Raw genomic sequence first — 23521 nt, 5'->3', positions numbered from 1 at the left:
CGCGATCAACGCTTGGCCTGGAAACCGGCGAAGCGCTTGTTGAACCCGGCCACCCGCCCTTCGACCGTGGTCTTGCGCTGCTGCCCGGTGTACACCGGATGCGAGGCACTGGAGACATCCAGCGCCACGTACGGATAGGTCTGCCCATCGCTGTGCACCTGGGTGCGGTCGGTCTCGACGGTCGAGCCGATCAGGAAGAACACATCGGCGGCAGTGTCGTGGAACAGCACGGGGCGATAGGCAGGGTGGATACCAGCTTTCATGGGGGCAATCTCCTGTAAGTCATGGTTACTTTATAACATATCTCATCGCGAATGATTTTCGATACTCCAATTTTCATTTTTCCCCCAGCGCCCAAACGGGCTATGGTCGGGGTTTGCCCCAGGCCCCTGAGCCTGACCGAGCCATTCGCAAGGACACCGTATGAGCCTGTCACTCCTCAGCCGTTACGCCTTCTTCGCCGCCTGCGTGCTGTTCACCCTCGCCAGCCTGCCGTTCCTCGCCCACGACTGGTTGTGGCCGTTCACCCTGACCACCGGGGTACTCAGCCTGATTGGCGTGTTCGACCTGCTCCAGCAACGCCACGCGGTCCGTCGCAACTACCCGATCCTGGGCAACATCCGCTACCTGGTCGAGGGCATCCGCCCGGAGATCCGCCAGTACCTGCTGGAATCCGACAGCGACGCGCTGCCCTTCTCCCGCGCCCAGCGCTCACTGGTCTACGCCCGGGCCAAGAACGAAGCCTCGGACAAACCCTTCGGTACCTTGATCGACGTCTACGAGTCGGGCTTCGAGTTCATCGGCCACTCCATGCGCCCCGCGCCGTTGGCCGACCCGGCGAGCTTTCGCGTCAGCGTCGGCGGCCCGCAGTGCACCCAGCCGTACTCGGCGTCGATCTTCAACATCTCGGCCATGAGCTTCGGCTCGCTCAGCGCCAACGCCATCCGGGCCCTCAACCAGGGCGCCAAGCTGGGCAATTTCCACCACGACACCGGCGAAGGCAGCATCAGCCCCTACCACCGCGAACATGGCGGCGACCTGGTCTGGGAACTGGGCAGCGGCTACTTCGGCTGCCGCACCGCGGACGGCCGCTTCGACCCCGAGCGCTTCGCCGTCCAGGCGCAGAACCCGCAGGTGCGGATGATCGAAATCAAGATGAGCCAGGGCGCCAAGCCCGGCCATGGCGGCATCCTGCCCAAGCACAAGGTGACCCGGGAAATCGCCGAGACCCGTGGCGTCATGATGGGCGAGGACTGCATCTCGCCATCACGCCACAGCGCCTTCTCGACCCCGATCGAGATGATGCAGTTCATCGCCCAGCTGCGTGAGCTGTCCGGCGGCAAGCCGGTGGGCTTCAAGTTCTGCCTGGGCCATCCATGGGAATTCATGGGCATCGCCAAGGCCATGCTGGAGACCGGCATCCTGCCCGACTTCATCGTCGTCGACGGCAAGGAAGGCGGCACCGGCGCCGCCCCGGTGGAGTTCACCGACCATATCGGCGTGCCGCTGCGCGAGGGCCTGCTGTTCGTGCACAACACCCTGGTCGGCCTGAACCTGCGCGACAAGATCAAGCTCGGCGCCAGCGGCAAGATCGTCAGCGCCTTCGACATCGCCAGCGTGCTGGCCATCGGCGCCGACTGGGCCAACTCGGCGCGCGGTTTCATGTTCGCCATCGGCTGCATCCAGTCGCAGAGCTGCCACACCAACAAGTGCCCGACCGGCGTGGCCACCCAGGACGCCCTGCGCCAGCGTGCGCTGGTGGTGCCGGACAAGGCCCAGCGGGTGCTGAACTTCCACCACAACACCCTGCGCGCCCTGGCCGAGATGCTCGCCGCGGCGGGCCTGGAACATCCGGCGCAATTGGAGGCCAAGCACCTGGTGCGGCGCATCTCGGCCACCGAGATCAAGCTGTTCTCGCAGATGCACGTGTTCCTCAAGCCGGGCGAACTGCTCACCGGCGAGGTCAATGGGCAGTTTTATTCGCGGATGTGGCAGTTGGCCCGGGCCGACAGTTTCGAGCCGCATAGCGAGGTGGCGGCCTGATCGGCCACGCGATGAGGGCCATACAAAAACAAAGCCCCGGCACTGGCCGGGGCTTTGTTCATCAGGAGGCGGTACTCGCCACGCCTTGGGCCTCTTTCGGCGCCAGACGGAAGGTGTAGTACAGCGCCGTCAGCAGCACCAGGAATGCCGGACCGATGTACAAGGCCACGCGGGTATCCGGGAAGTACGCCATCAGCCCCACCACCAGTACCAGGAACGCCAGCGCCAGGTACGAACTCAACGGCCACAGCCACATGCGGTATTTCAGCGCGTTGCGCTCGGCGGTACTCAGCCCGGCGCGGAACTTCAGTTGCGCCAGCAGGATCATCACCCAGGTCCAGATCGCGCCGAAAGTGGCGATCGAGGTCACCCAGACAAACACCTTCTCCGGCACCAGGTAGTTGGCCAGCACGCCCAGCAGCAGCGCGGCGATCGACAGCAGCAGCGCGTTGCGCGGCACGCCGCTCTTCGAGGTACGGGCGAAAGTGGACGGGGCCTGGCCGTTCTGCGCCAGGCTGTAGAGCATGCGCCCGGTGCTGAAGATACCGCCGTTGCACGACGACAGCGCGGCGGTGATCACCACGAAGTTGATGATGCCGGCGGCGGTCTTGATGCCGAGGCGCTCGAAGGTCATCACGAACGGGCTGCCCTGGCTGCCGATCTCGTTCCACGGATAGATCGACAGGATCACGAACAGCGCGCCCACATAGAACAGCAGGATGCGCCAGAACACCGAGCCAATGGCCTGGGGGATGGTCTTCTGCGGGTTGCGCGCTTCGCCGGCGGTCAGGCCGATCATTTCCACGCCCAGGTAGGCGAACATCACCATCTGCAGCGACATCAGCACGCCGGTTACGCCATTGGGCATGAAGCCGCCGTTGCGCCACAGGTTGGAGATACCCATGGCCACGCCGTCGTTACCGAAACCGAAGGCGATGATGCCAATACCGCCGAGCACCATGGCGATGATGGTGACGATCTTGATCAGGGCAAACCAGAACTCGAACTCGCCGAACGCCTTGACCGCAATCAGGTTGATCGCGCCCATGCTGCCCAGGGCCATCAGCGCCCAGATCCAGCGCGGCACATCGGGGAACCAGATGCCCATGTAGATGGCCACCGCGGTGATCTCGGCGACGCAGGTCACCAGCCACAGGAACCAATAGTTCCAGCCGGTGAGGAAGCCCGCCAGGGGGCCGAGGTAGTCTTGCGCGTAGCGGCTGAAGGAGCCTGCCACCGGGTTGTGCACGGCCATCTCGCCGAGGGCGCGCATGATCACCAGGATGGCCAGGCCACCAATGATGTAGGAGAGCATGATGGCGGGGCCGGCCATTTCGATGGCCTTGGCCGATCCCAGGAACAGGCCGACGCCGATACAGGCGCCAAGGGCCATCAGACGGATGTGCCGTTCGCCCAGCTCGCGCTTGAGCGGGCCGCCCTGGACGGACGCGTCGTGGGCAGGATGGTTGCCGACTGGCATAGCAATACAACCTCATTTTGTTATTGGATTTGACCTTCGTGCAGCACCGACCACGCCGATAGGCGGGGCGTCGTCTCGCCAGGCCGCGTTGTGGGCGGCCTGTCCACCGGACGCGGGGCGCCGGCGGGTCGAAGGGGGCGAGCAGTATAGGAAGCCAATTGCAGGGCTTTTCACTATATAAAACGGGATATTTGGCGAGAATTCTCGGCAAAAAGCCCTTAACCGGAGGGGCATTCTGGCCTCGCTCCACCCATGCACAGGAATTGGGCAGCTACATTAACAACATTGCCGAAGAATGGAAGTCGCACCAAAGGCGCATGTTCATACGCTATCGCTCGAAGCTTCTTACAAATTTTTCACCAAACTTGGCCAGCGTCTAAGCTTCAGACAAGCAACGCGAAAACACCTGGCCGGACTCAAGACTATGGGCGCACTGTGGCAATCGGAACCAACCAGAACGGAAGCACCCAAAGCACCTCAGGCTGAAGCCCCCTTGCCCAAGACCCCACGTCAGCGCCGCCTGTGGTGGCGCCTGATCCTGCTCATCCTGTTGATCGGCCTGGTCGCGGTGGGCCTTGCCGCCTATGACGAATTCCAGACCTCGCGCCTGCAATCGCGTGAGTTCAGCCGCCTGGCCGGTACCCTCACCTACGCCCTTGAGCCCGGCCCGAGCGATGCCATCGTCTACCCGGGCGAGGGTCCGTTCGACAGGCGCCTGGGCTACAGCGCCCTGGGCGAATTCCTGCCGCGACTGCTCAAGCGCGACTACCTGATCAACCAGCAGGTGCGTTTCTCCCCGGCGCTGATGAACTACGTCGATCACGGCCTGTTCGTCCCCTATGTGGAGAAGATCCAGGCTGGCCTGTCGATCACCGACTGCCGCGGCGACATGCTCTATCAATACAACTACCCGCAGCACCTGTACCCGAACTTTGCGGCGATCCCGCCGGTGATGGTCAACAGCCTGCTGTTCATCGAGAACCGCGACCTGCTCGACCCGAAAGACCCGCAGAACAACCCAGCGGTGGACTGGCCACGCTTCGCCAAGGCCGCCTATAGCCAGGTGGCCAAGTACCTGGCCCTGCCCGGGCAGTCAGCCGGCGGCAGCACCCTGGCCACCCAATTGGAGAAATACCGCCACTCGCCGGACGGGCTGACCGTCTCAGGCGCCGAGAAGATCCGCCAGATGATTTCCGCCAGCGTGCGTGCCTACCAGGGCGGCCCCGACACCACCGAGGCTCGCGAGCGCATCGTGCGCGACTACCTCAACAGCGTGCCGCTGTCGGCGGTACCCGGCCACGGCGAGGTGCACGGCATGGCCGAAGGCCTGCGGGTGTGGTACGGCGCCGACTTCGACCAGGTCAACCAGGCCCTCACCTCCACCGCCAGCGACGAAAAAAGCATGGCCGAACGCGGCTTGGCCCTGCGCCAGGTGCTGTCGCTGATGATCGCCCAGCGCCGCCCTTCGCATTACCTGTCCAAGGGTCGCATCGAACTGGCCGAGCTCACCGATTCGCACATCCGTGTACTCGCCGCCAACGGCATCATCGAGCGTGCCCTGGCCGACGCCGCCCTGGCCAGCAAGGCGGTGTACCGCGACTGGGTGGCCCAGCCGACCATCGTGCCGATTATCACCAACAAAGGCATCAGCCTGGCCCGCAACCGCCTGGCAGCCATGCTCAACCGGCCGCTTTACGACCTCGACCGCCTCGATCTGTCGGCCACCAGCACCCTGCAGGCCGACCTGCAGGTGCAGGTCAGCCAGTACCTGAAAAACCTCGCCGACCCGGTATTCGCCGCGCAGATGGGCCTGATCGGCGAACGCCTGCTCACGGCCAAGACCACCGACCAGGTGAGCTACAGCTTTACCCTGTTCGAACGTACCGCCGACGGTTCGCGGGTACGGGTGCAGACCGACAGCACCAACCAGCCCTTCGACATCAATGAAGGCAGCAAGCTCGAACTGGGCTCCACCGCCAAGCTGCGGGTGCTGACCACCTACCTGGAAATCATCGCCGAGCTGCACGACAAGTATGCCGGCAAGCCGGCGGCCGAGCTGAAGAAGGTCCCGGTGGCCGAGCTCGACCGCATCACCCAGTGGTCGCTGGAATGGCTGATGCAGAACAGCAAGAACCAAGGCCTGGATGCCATGCTCGACGCGGCGCTCGAGCGCAAGTACTCGGCCAACACCGGCGAGGCCTTCTTTACCGGTGGCGGCATGCATGTGTTCAACAACTTCCGCAAGGAAGACAACAATCGCAACCCCACGCTCAAGGATGCCCTGCGCGAGTCGATCAACCTGCCGTTCATCCGCCTGATGCGCGACATCGTGCGCTACGTCACCTATCAGCAGCCGTTCAACCGCGAACCACTGCTCAGGGACGACAGCGATCCGCGCCGCCAGGAATACCTGGCGCGCTTCGCCGACCGCGAAGGCTCCAACTACACCATGCGTTTCTGGAAGAAGTACCAGCGCAAGACCTCGCAGCAGCGCCTGGACACCTTCCTCGACAGCATGCGGGTAACCCCGCAGCGCTTGGCCGCGGTGCACCGCTACCTGTTCCCCGAGGCCGGCCAGGAAACCTTCAACGCCTTCGTTCGCGCCCACAGCAAGGAAGACAAGAAGGCCATGGCCAAGCTCACCGACGGCCGCCTGGTGGAGATGTACGAAGCCTACGGCCCGGGCAAGTACGACTTGCCTGACCAGGGCTACATCGCCAAAGTCCACCCGCTGGACCTGTGGCTGCTCGGCTACCTGCTGAAGAACCCCGGCGCCTCGCTCAAGGACGCCCTCAACGCTAGCCGCTTCGAGCGCCAGGAGGTCTACAGCTGGCTGTTCAAGAGCCGCCACCAGGGCGCCCGCGACAGCCGCATCCGCACCATGGTCGAGATCGAGGCGTTCACCGATATCCACCAGCGCTGGAAGCGCGTCGGCTACCCGTTCGACCACCTGGTACCGTCGCTGGCCACCGCCATCGGCAGCTCCGGCGACCGTCCGGCCGCGCTCTCCGAACTGGTCGGGATCATCCAGAACGACGGCGTGCGCCTGCCCACGCTGCGCATCGACACCCTGCACTTCGCCCAGAACACCCCCTACGAAACGCAGCTGATCAGCGACCCGGACCGTGGCCAGCGGATTCTCCCGGTGGAAGTCGCCCGGGCGCTCAAGGGCGCCATGTCGCAGGTGGTCGACGCCGGCACCGCGCGGCGCATCTCCGGCAGCTTCAAGCTGCACGACGGCACCCCGCTGGTGATGGGCGGCAAGACCGGCACCGGCGACAACCGCATCGAAAGCTTCGGCGCCGGCGGCCGGTTGATCGGCTCGCGTTCGCTGAACCGCACCGCGACCTTCGTGTTCTTCCTCGGCGACAACCACTTCGGCACCCTTACCGCGTTCGTCCCGGGGCGCTCGGCAGAAGCGTTCACGTTCACCTCGGCGTTGCCGGTGCAGGTGCTCAAGGGCATGGCACCGATTCTCATGCCGTATCTGGAGCCGGGCAATCCCACCGCCTGCAAGGCACCACAAGTGGCAGGCCAGTCCTGAACCATCAAAAAAACAGATGATAATCATCTGCATTTGAGGGCTTGTCTTTAGATATATCTTGAGTAATATCTTGCGATATATCTAAACAGACGGAGCCCTTCCCTATGCGCGACCACGACCCCTTCGAACGCCGTCCCGGCCGCGGCGAACGTGGCCCGCGGGTATTCGCCCCGGGCGACCTGAAGTTGCTGATGCTTTCGATGCTGGCCGAGCAACCCGGCCATGGCTACGACCTGATCCGCCAGATCGAGACCCTCTTCGACGGCAGCTACAGCCCCAGCCCCGGGGTGATCTACCCCACACTTAGCTATCTCGAGGAAGCCGAGCTGGTCACCGGCGCCATCCAGGGCAGCAAGCGCCTCTACGCCATCACCGATGCCGGCCGCAGTGCCTTGCAGGAACAGGCCGTCGCCCTCGACGGCGTGCGCATGCGCATCGAGGTTAGCAAGCGCGCCCTGCGCGGCCACGACCGGCCGCCGGAAATCCATGAAGCGGTCGGCAACCTGCGCCACGCCCTGCACATGCACAGCGGCCGCTGGACCAGCGAAGAGATCGAGCGGGTGCGCAACCTGCTCAACGACACCGCCAAGGCCATCGCCTCCGGGCCGGCCAACCTTGTTACGGAGAACACCCCATGAGCGACACCATTCATCGCGTCAACCATGAGATTCGCCAGCGCCGCCTCGAAGTGCTGCGGGTCACCGACCTCACCCCGCGCATGCGCCGCATTACCCTCGGTGGCGCGGAGCTAACCGGTTTCACCAGTGTCGGCACGGACGACCACATCAAGCTGCTGTTCGCCTGCACGCCCGAAGAGCAGCAGGCCATCGACGCGCGCAACCTGGGCCGTGATGGCGGCGCCCGGCCGACCATGCGCGAGTACACGCCACGGCGCATCGACCTGGTGAACAACCAGCTGGATATCGATTTCGTCCTGCATGGCGATGGCCCCGCCTCCACCTGGGCGGCCCAGGCCGCGCCCGGCCAGACCCTGGACATCGCCGGCCCGCGGGCCTCGATGGTGGTGCCGGATATCTTCGACAGCTACTTGCTGATCGGCGACGAGACGGCGATCCCGGCCATTGCCCGTCGCCTGGAAGAACTGCCGGCGGGCCGCCAGGTACTGGCGGTGATCCAGATCGAGGACGAGCAGGAGCGCCAGGTGCTGACGAGCAAGGCCCAGGTCGAGGTGATCTGGGTGCGCCGGCACCAGGAGGATGTGCTGGAGCGGGTGAAGCACCTGGCGTTGCCCCAGGGCCGGTTGTATGGCTGGGTGGCGCTGGAGAAGGCTCTGACCCGCCAGGCCAAGGCGCTGCTGCTGGAGAAAGGCGTTCCCGAGGATGCCCTCAAGGCTGCGGCTTACTGGCGAGCTGACGGCACTGCCGACGACGAATGATCAGAATCTGCACACCCCGTGTAGGAGCGGCCTTGCCGAGGTGTCGGCCCGGTCGGAAAGGGCTGCAAAGCAGCCCCGGGATCTCAGCGCCAAGGCAGAAATTGCCGAGGCCGCTGTGCGGCCCGTTCGCGACACAAGGCCGCTACTACAGGGATTGCATATGGCCAATCTCATGAATGCCTGCGCCAGCGATCCAACCCCAGCAATACCAACCCGATCCCCCAGAATCCCGCCAGCACCATCAGGGCATTGCCCAGCACCTGCCCATATCCCAACCGTGCCACGTCGATGAACGGATAGGGATAGACCCCAATCTCATGCCCGCGTAGCAGCACGAAGGCAAAATACAACACCGGGTACAGCGCCCAGGCCGCCAGGTGCCAGAGCCGCAATTGCCCCTTGGGCACCTCCAGCCACCAGTACAGGACGAACACCAGCGGCATCACATCGTGCAGCAGTTCGTCCGCCAGCCACTGCCAGCCCTGGGGCTGCCAAAGGTGGCGCAGCAACAGGCTGTAGGCCAGTGCCACAAGCAGAATGCTCGCGGCGATGCATGAGCTCACAGCGGGTGACAAGAACCAGCGCCTGGCCGCCGACTCGCGGCCGAACGCGGCCTGGCTGAGCACGGTGGCCACCAGCGTATTGCTCAACACCGTGAAAAAACAGAATAGGTTGACCAGCCCGCCGATCAGGCTGGCCTGCTCCTGCCAGCGCGCCAGCAGCACCAGGTACAACTGGATCGCCAGACCCGTCCAGCCGAGGACGGCCGCCAGGGTCAGCCAGGGGCGGGGCGGCATCAGCCTTTGCGCTGCAGCTTCACGTACAGCTGCTCGACCTTTTCCCGTGCCCACGGGGTCTTGCGCAGGAAGGTCAGGCTCGACTTGATGCTCGGGTCGCTTTTGAAGCAGCGGATGTCGACGCGCTCGGCCAGGCCCTGCCATTGGTAGTGCGCCACCAGTTCGGTAAGGATCTGCTCGAGGGTCTTGCCGTGCAGCGCGTTGTGATTGGCCGTGCTCATGCCAGTGCTCCAGGTTCGGGAAGGTGCGCACCTTACACGAGTGTAGTGGCATCTACAGCCTCTACCGCTGAGCCCTGTAGGAGACTGCCCAGCCCTTCGGGCCACGCTGTCGCGCTGGAAACTGTCCTCTGTGGGAGCGGCCTTGCGTCGCGAAAGGGGCGCGCAGCGGCCCCAGGTTCTGAACCACCATCAAAAATTGCCGGGGCTGCTGCGCAGCCCTTTCGCGACGCAAGGCCGCTCCCACAGGGCTGGACGATCGCCTACAGGGTAAACACGTTACTTCACAAAGTACTGGCCCGTGGCAAACAGCTTGTGATGAAATGTTATAAAGTAACTATTAACAATTCTGCCAAGGAACGCCACATCCCCATGCGTCACATGCCGCTGCACCTCTCTCCCCTTGCCGTCGCGCTCTGGCTGGCCTCCACCTCCAGCCAGGCCTTGGAACTGCAACCCCAGGTGATCACTGCCAACCCGCTGGGCAACGCCCAACTGGCCGCGCCCAGCACCGTCCTCGAAGGCGACGACCTGCTGCAACAGCAACACGCCAGCCTCGGTGAAACCCTCAACAAACAGCCCGGCGTCGCCTCCACCTGGTTCGGCCCCGGTGCCAGCCGCCCGGTAATCCGCGGCCTGGACGGCGACCGTATTCGTATCCTGCGCAACGGCGTCGGCGCCTTGGACGCCTCGTCGCTGTCCTACGACCACGCCGTGCCACTGGACCCGGTCACCGTCGAGCGGGTCGAGATCGTCCGCGGCCCGGCCGCCCTGCTATATGGCGGCAACGCCATCGGCGGCGTGGTCAACACCTTCGACAACCGCATCCCCGACTCGCCCATCGACGGCATCCATGGCGCGGGCGAGCTGCGCTACGGCGGCGCCGACACCACCCGCAGCAGCGCTGGCAAGCTGGAGGCCGGCAACGGCGCCTTCGCCCTGCACCTGGACGCCAACAGCCGCCAGTTCAACGACCTGCGCATCCCCGGCTACGCCCGCAGTTCGAAGGTCCGCGATGCCGACGAGCCCGGCGGCAAGCACCGCCTGGAGAACAGCGACGGTCGCCAGGACGGCGGTGCGATCGGCGGTTCGTACCATTGGGATCACGGCTACACCGGCCTGTCCTACAGCCGCTACGACAGCAACTACGGCTCGGTGGCCGAGCCCGGCGTGCGCCTGGACATGCAGCAGGACCACTACGGCTTCGCCTCGGAACTGCGCGACCTCGACGGGCCGTTCAGCTCGGTCAAGGTCGATGCCGGCTACACCGACTACCAGCACCGCGAAATCGAAAGCGGCGAGGTGCACACCACCTTCAAGAACAAAGGCTACGAAGCGCGCATCGAGGCCCGTCACCAGCCGCTGGGCCCGGTCGAGGGCGTGGTCGGCGCCCAGGTCAGCCGCAACGAATTCTCCGCGCTGGGCGAGGAAGCCTTTGTCCCGCACACCGATACCGACAGCCTGGCGCTGTTCCTGCTTGAGCAATGGCAGGCCAGCGAACGCCTGAACCTGAGCCTGGGCGCGCGCCTGGAACACACCCGGGTCGATCCGGATGCCAAGGGCAACGAGAACTTCGCCGGGGCCGACAGCGCCAGCAGCTTCAACGCCTTGAGCCTGTCCTCGGGCGCGGTGTACCAGCTCGACCCGATCTGGTCGCTGGCCGCCAACCTTGGCTACACCGAGCGCGCGCCGACTTTCTACGAGCTGTACGCCAACGGTGCCCACGTGGCCACCGGCGCCTACGAGATCGGCGATCCGAACCTGAACAAGGAGAAGGCCATCTCCACCGACCTGGCCCTGCGCTTCGACAACGGCACCCACAAGGGCAGCGTCGGCGTGTTCTACAGCCATTTTCGCAACTACATCGGCCTGATTGGCACCGGCAACCTGCGTGAAGGCCATCATCACGACCACGACGATCATGACCACGATCACGACCATGATCATGACCACGGCGATATCCCCGAGTATGCCTATCAGGGCGTGCGGGCACGTTTCTACGGCATCGAGGCCCAAGACCGCTGGCAACTGCTGAAAAACCGCTACGGCAGCTTCGCCCTGGAACTGTCCGGCGACTACACCCGGGCCAAGAACCTCGACAGCGGCGAGCCGCTGCCGCGCATCGCCCCGCTGCGCCTGAACAGCGGCCTGGTCTGGGAGCTGGACCGCTGGCAGGCGCGTGTCGATGTGCAGCACGCGGCGTCACAGCATCGCAAACCGGCCAACGAGACCAGCACCGATGGCTACACCACCCTCGGCGCCAGCCTGGGGTATCGCTTCGACATCGGCCAGAGTGAATGGCTGGCCTTCATGCGCGGCGAGAACCTCACCGACCAGACCGTGCGCTATGCCAGCTCGATCCTGCGTGATATCGCGCCGGCGCCGGGGCGTAGTGTGCAAGTGGGGCTGCGTACCAGCTTCTGATTGCCAGGGGCGCTATGCGCCCCTTTCGCCGGCAAGCCGGCTCCCACAGGACTGCGCTGTACCGGTGGGAGCCGACTTGCCGGCGAATAGGCTACGAAGCAGCCTCCTGCGCACTTACTGTTACCCCGTCAGCAACAATCCCCTGCGACATTTTGTCTTTTTTTCTTACAACTTCCCCTATATCCTCCCCGCCGCAAGCTGAATCGCTTCATTCGATACCCAACGCAGTCATTTCCCTTCGAAGATCTCGCACTTCGTTGCGCTTGCCGTTTCTTCAACAATCAAAAGATAGCGCTATCTCATGCTCCAGCTGCCCAATACCCGCTACTCCGGCCTCGCCCTCGCCACCCTGCTCGGCGCCCTGTCCCCCACCACCAGCGCCAGCGAAATGTTCGCCAAGGACTCGCCGTGGATGCTCGGAGACTGGGGCGGAACCCGCAGCGAGCTGCTGGAGGAAGGCTATGACTTCACCCTCGGCTACACCGGCGAGATGGGCAGCAACCTGCACGGCGGCTACAGCCATGACCGCGCGGCGCGCTACAGCGACCAGTTCACCTTCGGCGTGAACATGGACCTGCAAAAGATCCTCGGCTGGCAAGACACCGAGTTCCAGCTGACCGTCACCGAACGCCATGGCGACAACATCAGCAACGACCGCATCAACGACCCGCGCGTCGGCGGTTTCACCTCGGCCCAGGAAGTCTGGGGCCGTGGCGAGACCTGGCGGCTGACGCAGATGTGGATCAAGCAGAAATACTTCGATGGCACGCTGGACGTGAAATTCGGCCGCTTTGGCGAAGGCGAGGACTTCAACAGCTTCCCCTGCGACTTCCAGAACCTGGCGTTCTGCGGCTCGCAGGTGGGCAACTGGGTCGGCGGCATCTGGTACAACTGGCCGGTCAGCCAGTGGGCCCTGCGCGTGCGCTACAACCTGAACGACGCACTCTACGCCCAGGTCGGCGTTTTCGAGCAGAACCCCTCCAACCTCGAGAGCGGCAACGGCTTCAAGCTCAGCGGCAGCGGCACCCAGGGCGCGGTGATGCCGATCGAACTGGTCTGGAGCCCGCGGGTCAATGGCCTGAAAGGGGAATATCGCGCCGGCTACTACTACAGTAATGCCAAGGCACAGGATGTACTCAAGGACAGCACCGGCGCGCCTGCCGCCATCAGCGGCGCCGCCTACCGCAGCAGCTCGAGCAAGCATGGCCTGTGGCTCGGCGCCCAGCAGCAGGTAACCGCGCTGGCCTCCGACCAGTCGCGCGGCCTGAGCCTGTTCGCCAATGCCACGGTGCACGACAAGAAGACCAATGCCATCGACAACTATGTGCAGGCAGGTGTGGTTTACAAAGGGCCCTTCGATGCCCGCGCCAAGGACGACATCGGTTTCGCCCTGGCCCGCGTGCACGTCAATCCCGGCTACCGCAAGAACGCCCGCCTCATCAACCAGGCCAACGGCCTGGACGACTACGACAACCCCGGTTTCCTGCCCGTGCAGGACACCGAATACAGCGCCGAACTCTATTACGGCATCCACCTGGCCGACTGGCTCACCGTGCGCCCGAACCTGCAGTACATCCGCCATCCGGGCGGGGTGTCGCGGGTCGACGACGCCCTGATCGGCGGCCTGAAGATCCAGAGCAGTTTCTAACCCGACCCTTTCACACTACGGAGAACAGACGATGAGCACTGACGGTGCCAAGAATGGAACCCGCTGGCTACCGCGCCTGATGGGCGTATTGCTGCTGCTGATGGGGCTGGCCCTGCTGGCCGGCGGCATCAAGCTGAGCCAGCTGGGTGGCTCGCTTTACTACCTGATTGCCGGTATCGGCTTCGCCTTGTCCGGCATCCTGCTGCTGGCCAAGCGTCGCATCGCCCTGGGCCTGTATGGCCTGATGCTGCTGGGCAGCACCGCCTGGGCGCTGCTGGAAGTCGGCCTGGACTGGTGGCAGCTGGTGCCGCGCCTGGCCATCTGGTTCGCCATCGGCGTGGTCCTGCTGCTGCCGTGGGCACGCCGCCCGCTGGTCGGCCCCGCGTCGAAAGTCAACACCGCCCTGCTCAGCGTCGCCGTGGTCGCCTCCGGCGCCACCGCCGTGGCCAGCCAGTTCACCCACCCGGGCGAGATCCGTGGCGAGTTCACCCGCGACAACAGCGAGATGGGCAGCGCCGCTCCGGCCATGCCGGAGGGTGAATGGCAGGCCTACGGCCGCACCGAACACGGCGACCGCTACTCGCCGCTGCGCCAGATCACCCCGCAGAACGCCTACCGCCTGGAAGAGGCCTGGCGCATCCGCACCGGCGATCTGCCAAGCGAAAACGACCCGGTGGAGCTGACCAACCAGAACACCCCGCTGAAGGTCAACGGCATGCTCTATGCCTGCACCGCCCACAGCCGCCTGCTGGCCCTGGACCCGGATACCGGCGCCGAAATCTGGCGCTACGACCCCCAGGTCAAGAGCCCTACCGGCACCTTCAAGGGCTTCGCCCACATGACCTGCCGCGGCGTCTCGTACTATGACGAGAACAACTACGTCAGCCGTGACGGCAGCCCCGCGCCGAAGATTACTGACGCCGGCCAGGCCGTGGCCCAGGCATGCCCGCGCCGCCTGTACCTGCCCACCGCCGACGCCCGCCTGATCGCCATCAACGCCGACACCGGCAAGGTTTGCGAAGGCTTCGCCAACCAGGGCGTGATCGACCTGACCCGCGGCATCGGCCCGTTCACCGCCGGTGGCTACTACTCCACCTCGCCCGCGGCGATCACCCGCAGCCTGGTGATCATCGGTGGCCATGTCACCGACAACGAATCGACCAACGAGCCGTCCGGCGTAATCCGCGCCTACGACGTGCACGACGGCCACCTGGTGTGGAACTGGGACAGCAACAACCCGGACGACACCAAGCCCCTGGCCGACGGGAAAATGTACAGCCGCAACTCGGCCAACATGTGGTCGATCGCCAGCGTCGACGAAGACCTGGGCATGATCTACCTGCCGCTGGGCAACCAGACCCCCGACCAGTGGGGTGCCGACCGCACTCCGGGTGCCGAGAAGTACAGCGCCGGCATCGTCGCCCTGGACCTGGCCACCGGCAAGGCGCGCTGGAACTACCAGTTCACCCACCACGACCTGTGGGACATGGACGTCGGCAGCCAGCCGACCCTGGTTCACCTGAAGACCGACGACGGCGTCAAGCCGGCGGTCATCGTGCCGACCAAGCAAGGCAGCCTGTACGTGCTCGACCGCCGCGACGGCACGCCGATCGTGCCGATCCGCGAGATCCCGGTACCGCAGGGCGCCGTGAAAGGCGACCACACCGCGCCGACCCAGGCCCGCTCCGACCTCAACCTGCTCGGCCCCGATCTGACCGAACAGGCCATGTGGGGCGCCACGCCGTTCGACCAGATGCTCTGCCGCATCCAGTTCCGCAGCCTGCGTTACGAAGGCCAGTACACGCCGCCTTCCGAGCAGGGCAGCCTGGTCTACCCAGGCAACGTCGGCGTGTTCAACTGGGGCAGCGTGTCGGTCGATCCGGTGCGCCAGATCCTCTTCACCTCGCCGAACTACATGGCCTTCGTGTCGAAAATGATCCCGCGCGAGCAGGTAGCAGAAGGCAGCAAACGCGAAAGCGAGACCAGCGGCGTGCAGCCGAACGCCGGCGCGCCGTACGCGGTGACCATGCACCCGTTCATGTCGCCGCTGGGCATCCCGTGCCAGGCACCGGCCTGGGGCTATGTGGCGGCCATCGACCTGTTCACCAACAAGGTGGTGTGGAAGCACAAGAACGGCACCACCCGCGACAGCACCCCGGTGCCGATCGGCATGCCGGTGGGCGTGCCAAGCATGGGTGGCTCGATCGTCACCGCCGGCGGCGTGGGCTTCCTCAGCGGTACCCTGGACCAGTACCTGCGCGCCTACGACGTGAAGAACGGCCAGGAGTTGTGGAAGGCTCGTCTGCCGGCCGGCGGCCAGGCCACGCCGATGAGCTACACCGGCAAGGACGGCAAGCAGTACGTGCTGGTCACCGCGGGCGGCCATGGCTCGCTGGGCACTAAAATGGGCGACTACATCATCGCTTACAAATTGGCTGAGTAAGCGTCACGCCTGTCGCAGGGCAGGCCCGCTCCCAACCAGGGAGCGGGCTTACCCGCTATTGTTCCCCCCGCGGTTCTCCCCCCCTTCGTCTACCATTGAAACCTGCCCACCACCGCCCCATCTAAGCACCATAGCCATTCACGCAGGTGCCCCATGAGCGACCAGCAGGATTTCCCAGAACATCCCGACGAACACAGCGAAGTCGAACACCTCGATCCCCAGGCCGCCCCCGGCCACCACCTCGCCCTGCCCGGCCAGCAGCTGCCGGACAAGGTCTATGTGATCCCGATCCACAACCGCCCATTCTTCCCCGCGCAAGTGCTGCCGGTGATCGTCAACGAAGAACCCTGGGCCGAAACCCTCGACCTGGTCGCCAAGACCCCGCACCACGCCCTGGCGCTGTTCTTCATGGACACCCCGCCGGAAGACCACCGCCACTTCGACACCAAGGCCCTGCCCGAGTACGGCACCCTGGTGAAGGTCCACCACGCCAGCCGCGAAGGCGGCAAGCTGCAGTTCGTCGCCCAGGGCCTGACCCGCGTGCGTATCCGCACCTGGCTCAAGCACCACCGCCCACCCTACCTGGTGGAGGTCGACTACCCACGCCAGCCGGCGGAGCCCACCGACGAAGTGAAGGCCTACGGCATGGCCCTGATCAACGCGATCAAGGAACTGCTGCCACTCAACCCGCTGTACAGCGAAGAGCTGAAGAACTACCTCAACCGCTTCAGCCCCAATGACCCCTCGCCACTCACCGACTTCGCCGCCGCCCTCACCTCGGCCACCGGCAACCAGCTGCAGGAAGTGCTCGACTGCGTACCCATGCTCAAACGCATGGAAAAGGTCCTGCCGATGCTGCGCAAGGAAGTCGAGGTGGCCCGGCTGCAGAACGAGATCTCCGCCGAGGTGAACCGGCAGATCGGCGAGCACCAGCGCGAGTTCTTCCTCAAGGAGCAGCTCAAGGTCATCCAGCAGGAGCTGGGCCTGACCAAGGACGACCGCAGCGCCGACCTGGAGCAGTTCCAGCAGCGCCTGGAGGGCAAGACCCTGCCTGACCAGGCGAAAAAGCGCATCGACGAGGAGATGGGCAAGCTAGCCATCCTCGAGACCGGCTCGCCGGAGTACGCCGTCACCCGCAACTACCTGGAATGGGCCACGGCTCTGCCCTGGGGCGTGTACGGCAAGGACAAGCTCGACCTCAAGCACGCGCGCAAGGTCCTCGACCGCCACCACGCGGGCCTGGACGACATCAAGGAGCGCATCCTCGAGTTCCTCGCCGTGGGCGCCTGGAAAGGTGAGATAAGCGGCTCCATCGTGCTGCTGGTGGGTCCGCCGGGCGTCGGCAAGACCAGCATCGGCAAGTCCATCGCCGAGTCCCTGGGCCGACCGTTCTACCGCTTCAGTGTCGGCGGCATGCGCGACGAGGCCGAGATCAAGGGCCACCGCCGCACCTACATCGGCGCCCAGCCAGGCAAGCTGGTGCAGGCGCTGAAGGAAGTCGAGGTGATGAACCCGGTGATCATGCTCGACGAGATCGACAAGATGGGCCAGAGCTACCAGGGCGACCCGGCCTCGGCGCTGCTGGAAACCCTCGACCCGGAACAGAACGTCGACTTCCTCGACCATTACCTCGATCTGCGCCTGGACCTGTCCAAGGTGCTGTTCGTCTGCACCGCCAACACCCTCGACTCGATCCCCGGCCCGTTGCTCGACCGTATGGAAGTGATCCGCCTGTCCGGCTACATCACCGAGGAAAAGCTGGCCATTGCCAAGCGCCACCTGTGGCCCAAGCAGCTGGACAAGGCCGGCGTGGCCAAGACCAGCCTGAGCATCAACGACGCCGCCCTGCGTGCGGTGATCGAGGGCTATGCCCGCGAAGCCGGTGTGCGTCAGTTGGAGAAACAGCTGGGCAAGCTGGTGCGCAAGTCGGTGGTCAAGCTGCTGGAAGATCCGCAGGCCAAACTCAAGATCGCCGCCAAGGACCTCGAGCCCGCCCTGGGCATGCCGGTGTTTCGCAGCGAGCAGGTACTGGCCGGCAAGGGCGTGATCACAGGTCTCGCCTGGACCAGCATGGGCGGTGCCACCCTGCCGATCGAGGCCACGCATATCCACAGCCTCAACCGCGGCCTCAAGCTCACCGGGCAGCTGGGTGACGTGATGAAGGAATCGGCAGAGATCGCCTACAGCTACATCAGCTCGAACCTCAAGCAGTTCGGTGGCACGCCCGGCTACTTCAACGAGGCGTTCATCCACTTGCACGTGCCCGAGGGCGCCACGCCCAAGGATGGCCCCAGCGCCGGCGTGACCATGGCCAGTGCCTTGCTCTCGCTGGCCCGCGACCAGGCGCCGAAGAAAGGCGTGGCCATGACCGGCGAGCTGACCCTGACCGGCCAGGTGCTGCCGATCGGCGGGGTGCGCGAGAAAGTGATCGCCGCGCGACGGCAGAAAATCTTCGAACTGATCCTACCGGAGGCCAATCGTGGCGATTTCGAAGAGCTGCCTGACTACCTGAAGGAAGGGTTGAGCGTGCACTTCGCCAAGCGCTTTACCGACGTGGCGAAAGTGTTGTTCTGACAGCCCGTCTTCGCGGGGCCAGCCAGCTCCCACGCATACGCTGTGGGAGCTGGCTGGCCCCGCGATGGCCCCCCCACCACCCCACAAAACTGCGACAGCTTCGGTTATCCTCAGGCCATTCCAGCTTCAGGAGCCAACATGTCTCTCCCTCGCCTGCTTGTTCCCGCCGCCCTGGCCCTGCTCACCGCCTGCGCCCAGCAACCGCAACGCACCGTCGAACTGGACGGAGAAAGCGAGTGCCCCAAGCGCCTGGTCGTCGGCCAGACCATGACCCTCACCCTGCCCAGCAACCCCACCACCGGCTACCGCTGGCTGCTGCAGAACCCGGCTTCGGAGATCCTGCGCAGCCTCGGTCCCGAGGTATACAGCTCCCCGGAACAAGCCGGCATCGTCGGCAGCGGCGGGCTTTCCACCTGGCGCTTCCAGGCCAAGGCCGCCGGCGAAGGCCACCTGATCCTGGTCTACCAGCAGCCCTGGGCCCCTGAAGTGCGACCGGTGCAGACCTTCGATTGCGCCATCCGGGTGAAGTGAGCGCACGGCGCCGGTCAGCGAGTCATGCAAGCTTGCCGTGGTTTGGCTAGAATGCCGCCCCTGTAGATTGCCAGCCGCCTGGACCCGCCCGTGAGCAAACAACCCGACCGCCTTTTCGCCCAGCCCCTGGAGCAGGTGCCCGACTTCGTCTTCAACGAAGACGTGGTGCAGGTGTTCCCGGACATGATCAAGCGCTCGGTGCCCGGTTACCCGACCATCGTCGAGAACCTCGGCGTGCTGGCCGCGCGCTTCGCCCAGCCGAACTCCGTGCTGTACGACCTCGGCGCCTCGCTGGGCGCGGTGACCCAGGCGCTGCGCCGCCATGTGCGCACGGACGGCTGCCGGGTCATCGCGGTGGACAACTCCGCGGCCATGGTCGAGCGCTGCCGCCAGTACCTCACCGCCCAGGACTCGATGTTCCAGGAGCTGCTGCCGGTACAGGTGCTGGAGGCGGACATCCTCACCCTGCCCTTCGAACCGGCCTCGGTGGTGGCGATGAACTTCACCCTGCAGTTCGTCGCCCCAGAGCAACGCCTGGAGCTGCTCAGCCGCATCCATCAGGCCCTGTTGCCGGGCGGTGCGCTGATTCTCTCGGAAAAACTGCGCTTCACCGACGCGCAGGAGCAGGACCTGCTCAACGAACTGCACCTGGACTTCAAACGTGCCAATGGCTACAGCGAACTGGAAATCGCCCAGAAACGCAGCGCCATCGAGAACGTGATGAAGCCCGACACCCTGGAAACCCATGAGCAGCGCCTGCGCGCCGCCGGCTTCTCCAAGGTCGTGCCCTGGTTCCAATGCCTCAACTTCGCCTCGCTGATAGCCCTGCCATGATCGATCTGTCCCCCCTCGTCCGCCGCCTGGCGGGCACGCCCCTTGCCACCTGGTCCCAGGGCCTGCAGGCGCAACTCGAAGCCAAGCTGGAAAAGGGCCACGGCGACCTCGACCGCTGGCGCGGCGCCCTCGAGGCACTGCCGCGGCTGACCCCCAGCGAAATCGACCTGGTCGACGGCCTGCGTCTGGACTGCGCCTGCGACGACGCCACCCGGGCGCAGATGCGGCAGGCACTGATGGGCCTGTCGCCCTGGCGCAAGGGCCCGTTCGACCTGTTTGGCGTGCATGTCGACACCGAGTGGCGCTCTGACTGGAAATGGTCACGGGTCGGCCCACACCTGGACCTCAAGGGCAAGCGCGTGCTCGATGTAGGCTGCGGCAACGGCTACTACCAGTGGCGCATGCTCGGCGCCGGCGCCGACATGGTCATCGGCGTGGACCCCAACTGGCTGTTCTTCTGCCAGTTCCAGGCCGTGCAGCAGTACCTGCCTGAACTGCCGGCCTGGCACCTGCCGTTCGCCCTCGAGGAGCTGCCGGCCAACCTCGAAGGCTTTGATACCGTATTTTCCATGGGCGTGTTCTATCACCGCCGCTCGCCCATCGAGCACCTGCTGGCGCTCAAGGACTGTCTGGTCAAGGGCGGCGAACTGGTGCTGGAAACCCTGGTGATCGAGGGTGACGAAAACCAGGTGCTGGTACCCGAGGATCGCTACGCGCAGATGCGCAACGTCTGGTTCCTGCCGTCGGTGCCGGCCCTGGAGCGCTGGTTGCGCCGCGCCGGCTTCAGCGATGTGCGCTGCGTCGATGTCAGCGTCACCAGCGTCGAGGAGCAGCGCAGCACCGAGTGGATGCGCTACCAGTCGCTGGGCGACTTCCTCGACCCGAACGACCACGACAAGACCATCGAAGGCCTGCCAGCCCCGCGCCGCGCCACGCTGCTGGCACGCAAATAAAAAAAAGGGCGCCCGTTCGGGCGCCCAGGTTCACCTGCGCCGAGGAGCTGTCGCGGCGCAAGTGTGTGGTACTCAGTCCTTGGCCAGTTCCCGGGCCTTTTCCTCGGCCTTGCGCTCGCGCTCAGCCAGCGCCTGCTGCTTGTCCCCGTACAGGCGCGCCTGGTCGTCGTGGAACGCTTGCCAGAATTGCTTCGAACGCTCCGCGCCTCCCTCGGCGAAAGCGCTGGTGCTGCCCAGGGCGAGAATCGCCAGCAGCAGGTACTTGGTCAGGTTCATCGTGCTTGCCTCGTGATAACCGTTTCGACAGGGCCATCATCGCAAGCGGGAGCTAACACCAAGGTGAGGCGGACATTACAGTCTTGCAAGAGAGCCGTATCGCGGGACAAGCCCGCTCCCACAGGATCACCCTGTCAGGCACATGACCCGCGCATTACAAATCCGTTATTCCCGCCGCTTGCCTATTCGCATCCAGTAACATCCTCGCCGCTTGACCCTGATGTCACTACAGGGTCGAGAATCGCCCCCTTTCCACACAGAGCCCGACCATGCGCCTACTGATCATCGAGGACGAACCCCGCACCGCCGACTACCTGCAACAGGGCCTGCGCGAGAACGGCTACGTGGTCGACTGCGCCCATACCGGCACCGACGGCCTGCACCTGGCCCGCCAGCAGGCGTACGACCTGGTGATCCTCGACGTCAACCTGCCCGGGCTCGACGGCTGGGGCGTGCTGCAGCGCCTGCGCGCCGAGTCTTCGACGCGGATCATGATGCTCACCGCCCATGGCCGCCTGGCCGACCGGGTCAAGGGGCTGGACCTGGGCGCCGACGACTACCTGCTCAAGCCCTTCGAGTTTCCCGAACTGCTGGCGCGCATCCGCAGCCTGCTGCGGCGCAACGACCAGCACCTGCAGCCGAGCACGCTGAAGGTCGCCGACCTCGAACTCGACCCCGGCCGCCACCGCGCCTGGCGCGGCGGCCAGCGCATCGACCTGACCGCCAAGGAGTTCGCCCTGCTGCACCTGCTGATGCGCCAGAGCGGCGAAGTGCTGTCACGCACACAGATCATCTCGCTGGTGTGGGACATGAACTTCGACTGCGACACCAACGTGGTTGAGGTCTCGATCCGCCGCTTGCGAGCGAAGATCGACGACCCGTTCGAGGACAAGCTGATCCACACCCTGCGCGGCGTCGGCTACGTGCTCGAGGCCCGGGCGTGAAGCGCCGCCCGAGCCTGTCGCTGCGCCTGGGCCTGACCGTCACCCTGCTCGGCGCGGCACTGGTCTTGCTGCTGGCGTGCCTGGCGGTGTTCGCCCTCGACCACGAGCTGGACAGCCGGGCGCGCAAGGACCTGGCGCGCAAGATGCTGCAAGTCGAGCACAACCTGCGCGTCGATCTGCGCAGCGATGACCTTGGCGCCCGCGCCCACCCGCTGCTCGACCTGGTCATGGGCCATGACAACCTCAGCCTCAGCGTGATGGCCATCAACGGCCGCCACCCGGCCCTGCTCAGCCTGGGGCCGGCGCTGCAGTCGCAGCACCTGCTGGACCTGGAGGCCGACAACCGGCTGACCTTCCACACCTGGCGCGACGACGATGGCAACCAGATCCTCACTGCCAGCCGCCTGATGCGCCTGCGCGACGACACCCCGGTCAAGGTGCTGATGTCGCTCAACCGCAGCGACGACAACAGCCTGTTGCAGGCCTACCTGCACTCCACCCTGCTGGCCCTGCCGCTGCTGCTGGTGCTGATCGGCATCGCCGCGTGGAAGCTGGTGCAGCGAGGCCTGCGCCCGCTGCGGCACTTTCGCCGGATCGCCGGGCAAGTCTCGGCCCAGGACCTGGAGCATCGCCTGCCGGACGAGGGCCTGCCCGTCGAACTGGCCGACCTGGCCCGCGCCATCAACGTGATGCTCGACCGGCTCGACCAGGGCGTGCGTCAGCTGTCGCAGTTCTCCGACGACCTGGCCCACGAACTGCGCACGCCCATCGGCAACTTGATGGGCAAGGCCCAGGTGACCCTGGCCCGCGAGCGTGATGGCGACAAGTACCGCGAGGCGCTGGAAGACAGCGTCGAGGAGCTGACTCGGCTCAACCGCATCATCAACGACATGCTGTTCCTGGCCCAGGTCAGCCAGCCGCAGACCCAGGTGGCCCTGGTTCCCGTGGCGCTGGCGGACGAAGTGGCGCGGGTGAGCGAGCTGTTCGCCTTCAGCGCCGAGCTCAGGGGTATATCCCTGCACCTGCAAGGCTGGGGTACCGCGATGGCGGACAAGCTGATGTTCCAGCGGGCGCTGTCGAACCTGCTCAGCAATGCGATTCGCCATGGCCCTGAAGGCCAGCCAGTGGCCGTGGGCATCGAGCGAATCGGCGACCAGATCGGCGTGTGGGTGGAAAATCGCGGGCCCGGGATTGGCGAGGCATACTTGCCGCACCTGTTCGAACGGTTCTACAGGGCCGGGGCCGGGCGTTCACGATTGGAAGGCGGGACGGGGTTGGGGCTGGCGATCGTCAAGTCGATCATGCAGCTGCATGGGGGACGGGTCGAGGTGAGCAGCCAGGTCGAAGGGCCAACTCGCTTTACCCTCCTCTTCAAAGCCGAATGACGCTGGGGCTGCCTTGCAGCCCCAGGGGCTG

Annotated in this window: 18 protein-coding genes; 13 read left to right on the top strand and 5 right to left on the bottom strand. The window is 65.2% G+C overall.

The annotated features are described in order from the left end of the window. Nucleotides 1-5: 5 nt before the first annotated feature. Nucleotides 6-263, bottom strand: a complete 258-nt coding sequence (locus tag AC25MA_RS13785; protein WP_028690102.1) for a type B 50S ribosomal protein L31 — start codon at nt 261-263, stop codon at nt 6-8. A gap of 160 nt (nt 264-423) precedes the next feature. Between AC25MA_RS13785 and AC25MA_RS13780 the strand changes: the two genes are divergently transcribed. Then, the gene (locus tag AC25MA_RS13780; RefSeq protein WP_028690103.1) at nt 424-2043 is read left to right on the top strand and encodes an FMN-binding glutamate synthase family protein; all 1620 of its coding nucleotides are present in this window, start codon (nt 424-426) and stop codon (nt 2041-2043) included. 61 nt (nt 2044-2104) lie between these two features. On the opposite strand, the gene AC25MA_RS13775 is transcribed toward AC25MA_RS13780, so the two are convergent. After that, complete coding sequence (locus AC25MA_RS13775; protein ID WP_486972108.1) at nt 2105-3523, bottom strand: amino acid permease; 1419 nt, start codon at nt 3521-3523, stop codon at nt 2105-2107. A 424-nt stretch (nt 3524-3947) separates the two neighbouring features. Here AC25MA_RS13775 and AC25MA_RS13770 point away from each other — a divergent pair, with 424 nt between their 5' ends. The 3 genes from AC25MA_RS13770 to AC25MA_RS13760 all read left to right on the top strand — a co-directional run bounded on the left by AC25MA_RS13770 (nt 3948) and on the right by AC25MA_RS13760 (nt 8463). Next, complete coding sequence (locus AC25MA_RS13770; RefSeq protein ID WP_028690105.1) at nt 3948-7067, top strand: transglycosylase domain-containing protein; 3120 nt, start codon at nt 3948-3950, stop codon at nt 7065-7067. Nucleotides 7068-7171: 104 nt separating this feature from the next. After that, nucleotides 7172-7705 (top strand): PadR family transcriptional regulator, encoded by a 534-nt coding sequence (locus AC25MA_RS13765; protein ID WP_028690106.1) that lies wholly within the window; start codon nt 7172-7174, stop codon nt 7703-7705. Beyond that, the gene (locus AC25MA_RS13760; RefSeq protein WP_028690107.1) at nt 7702-8463 is read left to right on the top strand and encodes a siderophore-interacting protein; all 762 of its coding nucleotides are present in this window, start codon (nt 7702-7704) and stop codon (nt 8461-8463) included. Before AC25MA_RS13765 ends, AC25MA_RS13760 begins: the two co-directional genes overlap by 4 nt. 170 nt (nt 8464-8633) lie before the next feature. Here the strand turns inward: AC25MA_RS13760 and AC25MA_RS13755 are convergent, their stop codons facing one another. Next, nucleotides 8634-9260 carry a Pr6Pr family membrane protein gene (locus AC25MA_RS13755; protein ID WP_028690108.1) on the bottom strand — a complete coding sequence of 209 codons (627 nt, stop codon included), beginning with the start codon at nt 9258-9260 and terminating at the stop codon, nt 8634-8636. Next, nucleotides 9260-9481 (bottom strand): VF530 family protein, encoded by a 222-nt coding sequence (locus AC25MA_RS13750; protein WP_028690109.1) that lies wholly within the window; start codon nt 9479-9481, stop codon nt 9260-9262. The genes AC25MA_RS13755 and AC25MA_RS13750 overlap by 1 nt, the downstream gene beginning before the upstream one ends. Before the next feature lie 369 nt (nt 9482-9850). On the opposite strand from AC25MA_RS13750, the gene AC25MA_RS13745 reads away from it, so the two are divergent. The 7 genes from AC25MA_RS13745 (at nt 9851) to cmoB (ending at nt 20885) form a co-directional block, all read left to right on the top strand. Then, nucleotides 9851-11902: a TonB-dependent receptor gene (locus AC25MA_RS13745; RefSeq protein ID WP_486972107.1), complete on the top strand. Its 2052-nt coding sequence runs from the start codon at nt 9851-9853 to the stop codon at nt 11900-11902. 301 nt (nt 11903-12203) lie between these two features. Next, a complete protein-coding gene (locus AC25MA_RS13740) occupies nt 12204-13550 on the top strand; it encodes a carbohydrate porin (RefSeq protein ID WP_062363509.1) in 1347 nt (448 codons plus the stop codon). A gap of 31 nt (nt 13551-13581) precedes the next feature. Beyond that, nucleotides 13582-15993: a glucose/quinate/shikimate family membrane-bound PQQ-dependent dehydrogenase gene (locus AC25MA_RS13735; protein ID WP_028690112.1), complete on the top strand. Its 2412-nt coding sequence runs from the start codon at nt 13582-13584 to the stop codon at nt 15991-15993. A gap of 153 nt (nt 15994-16146) precedes the next feature. Continuing rightward, nucleotides 16147-18567 carry an endopeptidase La gene (gene lon, locus AC25MA_RS13730; RefSeq protein ID WP_062363506.1) on the top strand — a complete coding sequence of 807 codons (2421 nt, stop codon included), beginning with the start codon at nt 16147-16149 and terminating at the stop codon, nt 18565-18567. A 138-nt stretch (nt 18568-18705) separates the two neighbouring features. Beyond that, nucleotides 18706-19098 carry a protease inhibitor I42 family protein gene (locus AC25MA_RS13725; RefSeq protein ID WP_028690114.1) on the top strand — a complete coding sequence of 131 codons (393 nt, stop codon included), beginning with the start codon at nt 18706-18708 and terminating at the stop codon, nt 19096-19098. Nucleotides 19099-19188: 90 nt separating this feature from the next. Beyond that, nucleotides 19189-19932 carry a carboxy-S-adenosyl-L-methionine synthase CmoA gene (gene cmoA / locus AC25MA_RS13720; RefSeq protein WP_247284123.1) on the top strand — a complete coding sequence of 248 codons (744 nt, stop codon included), beginning with the start codon at nt 19189-19191 and terminating at the stop codon, nt 19930-19932. Then, nucleotides 19929-20885 (top strand): tRNA 5-methoxyuridine(34)/uridine 5-oxyacetic acid(34) synthase CmoB, encoded by a 957-nt coding sequence (gene cmoB, locus AC25MA_RS13715; RefSeq protein ID WP_062364210.1) that lies wholly within the window; start codon nt 19929-19931, stop codon nt 20883-20885. The genes cmoA and cmoB overlap by 4 nt, the downstream gene beginning before the upstream one ends. A 72-nt stretch (nt 20886-20957) precedes the next feature. On the opposite strand, the gene AC25MA_RS13710 is transcribed toward cmoB, so the two are convergent. After that, complete coding sequence (locus AC25MA_RS13710) at nt 20958-21161, bottom strand: hypothetical protein (protein ID WP_486972106.1); 204 nt, start codon at nt 21159-21161, stop codon at nt 20958-20960. Nucleotides 21162-21430: 269 nt separating this feature from the next. Here AC25MA_RS13710 and AC25MA_RS13705 point away from each other — a divergent pair, with 269 nt between their 5' ends. Continuing rightward, nucleotides 21431-22105 (top strand): heavy metal response regulator transcription factor, encoded by a 675-nt coding sequence (locus tag AC25MA_RS13705; RefSeq protein WP_062364201.1) that lies wholly within the window; start codon nt 21431-21433, stop codon nt 22103-22105. Continuing rightward, a complete protein-coding gene (locus tag AC25MA_RS13700) occupies nt 22102-23490 on the top strand; it encodes a heavy metal sensor histidine kinase (RefSeq protein ID WP_486972105.1) in 1389 nt (462 codons plus the stop codon). The genes AC25MA_RS13705 and AC25MA_RS13700 overlap by 4 nt, the downstream gene beginning before the upstream one ends. Nucleotides 23491-23521 lie beyond the last annotated feature (31 nt).

This window comes from Pseudomonas sp. P65(2024) (genome assembly GCF_057480955.1).
This window is presented reverse-complemented; position numbering and strand designations above follow the sequence as displayed.